Here is a 1,856-nt window from a genome sequence, read left to right as displayed (position 1 = left end):
ACAGACAAGATGCCGACAAGCAAACGAAAGATGAACAGGAAGCGATGGAAACAACCTAAAATAATAGGTCAGCGGTCTAACGACCGATTGGGGTTTAATAGCTGCGTGCAATGATAACGCGGTGCTTAGCAGGCTTTCCGCTAACCATGTCTACACCCTCTGTCTGTTCAAATTCAAAGGGAACACACCTGATAGTGGCCTGCGTATCTTCCTTAATGCGCGCCTCCGTTTCTTCCGTTCCGTCCCAATGACAAAGGAAGAAACCGCCATCTTTAATACGTTGCTTAAACTCTTCGTAGTCGTTGCATTCGTAAACATGTGCGTTACGATAGTCTAATGCCTTCTTAAAGATGTTGGCCTGCATGTCGTCGAGCACCGAAACAATGTGTTCGGCCAAACCTTCGAAACCGATAGTTTCTTTCTCTAAGGTGTCACGACGCATAATTTCCACCGTGTTGTTTTCTAGGTCACGCCCACCCATAACGATGCGAACGGGGATGCCCTTCAACTCATAGTCGGCGTATTTAAAGCCTGGGCGCCTGTTGTCCGAGTCGTCGTACTTCACCGTTACGCCAGCTTTGCGCAACTGTTCGATAACGGGTTGCAGTTTATCTGCGATGGCTTGCATCTGTTGGCCGGCTTTACCAATGGGTATGACAACCACTTGTATGGGTGCAAGTTTTGGTGGAAGAACCAAACCATTGTCGTCCGAGTGGGTCATTATCAATGCACCAATAAGCCTAGTGCTAACTCCCCAGCTTGTTGCCCATACATATTCGGGTTTGTTTTCCTTGTTGAGGAAAGTAACATCGAACGATTTGGCAAAGTTTTGGCCAAGGAAATGGCTCGTTCCGCTTTGCAAGGCCTTGCCGTCTTGCATCATAGCCTCGATGGTGTAGGTGTCTAATGCACCGGCAAAACGCTCAGTCTCGCTCTTAACGCCACACACAACAGGCACGGCCATCCAATCCTGTGCAAACTTGGCATACACGTCTAGCATCTTCTTTGCTTCTTCTTCGGCCTCCTCACGCGTTGCATGCGCCGTGTGTCCTTCTTGCCACAGGAACTCGGAAGTGCGAAGGAAGGGACGTGTGCGCATCTCCCAACGCATAACGTTGCACCATTGGTTGCACATTAGGGGCAGATCGCGCCAAGAGTGTATCCAGTTTTTATACGTATTCCAAATGATTGTCTCGGATGTGGGGCGTATGATAAGTTCTTCATCGAGTTTGGCCGAGGGGTCTACTTCAACGCTGTTCCCATCCTCGGATGCACGTAGGCGGTAGTGCGTTACTACGGCGCACTCTTTGGCGAACCCCTTTACGTGTTCGGCTTCACGCGAGAAGAACGACTTTGGTATCAACAGTGGGAAGTAGGCATTTTGTGCTCCCGTCTCCTTAAACATGCGGTCAAGCTGTTGTTGCATCTTCTCCCAGATGGCATAACCATAGGGTTTGATAACCATACATCCTCTCACGGCGGACTGTTCCGCCAAGTCGGCTTTCACAACCAAGTCGTTAAACCACTGACTATAATTGTCGGCACGCTTGGTTAAATCTTTTAGTTCTATTGCCATTTATCTTTCGTGTTATTTCTTTTCAGCCTACAAAGTTACGCTAAAATGCTTAAAGCGCAAAATGTATGGGCAAAGTTTAAGCGGGCAGTACGAAACAAGTGCAACGCCATTTGCCGCCCATTAGTTTTTTCCGTGTCGCCAAATGCTGATTGTCTTGCGCCATAAGATGGCGAAATTGATACCCGTAACAAATAGAAACAGTGCCAAGCCAATACCCAAAGTGGCTGCCACTCCCGTAGAAGGGAGGTCGGGGAAAAGTGTTTCCACAATGTCTATGTAG

The 1,856-nt window shown here is 48.4% G+C and carries 1 protein-coding gene and 1 pseudogene; both read right to left on the bottom strand.

Features of this window, described 5'->3' with window-relative positions:
* Positions 1–94: 94 nt before the first annotated feature.
* Positions 95–1,576, bottom strand: a complete 1,482-nt coding sequence (gene proS, locus HMPREF0670_RS01550) for a proline--tRNA ligase (RefSeq protein WP_009229403.1) — start codon at positions 1,574–1,576, stop codon at positions 95–97.
* A gap of 120 nt (positions 1,577–1,696) precedes the next feature.
* Positions 1,697–1,856 (bottom strand): annotated as a pseudogene (locus tag HMPREF0670_RS17505) (ABC transporter permease); the annotation flags it as partial.

The organism is Prevotella sp. oral taxon 317 str. F0108 (assembly GCF_000162415.1).
Classification (GTDB): Bacteria; Bacteroidota; Bacteroidia; order Bacteroidales; family Bacteroidaceae; genus Prevotella; species Prevotella conceptionensis.
Note: the sequence above shows the minus strand (reverse complement) of the source record. Positions and strands in the feature narration are given on the sequence as shown.

What these genes read in the sequence shown, in the direction of transcription:
- proS (WP_009229403.1), bottom strand. Translation starts at nt 1,576, where the DNA reads ATGGCAATAGAACTAAAAGATTTAACCAAGCGTGCCGACAATTATAGT.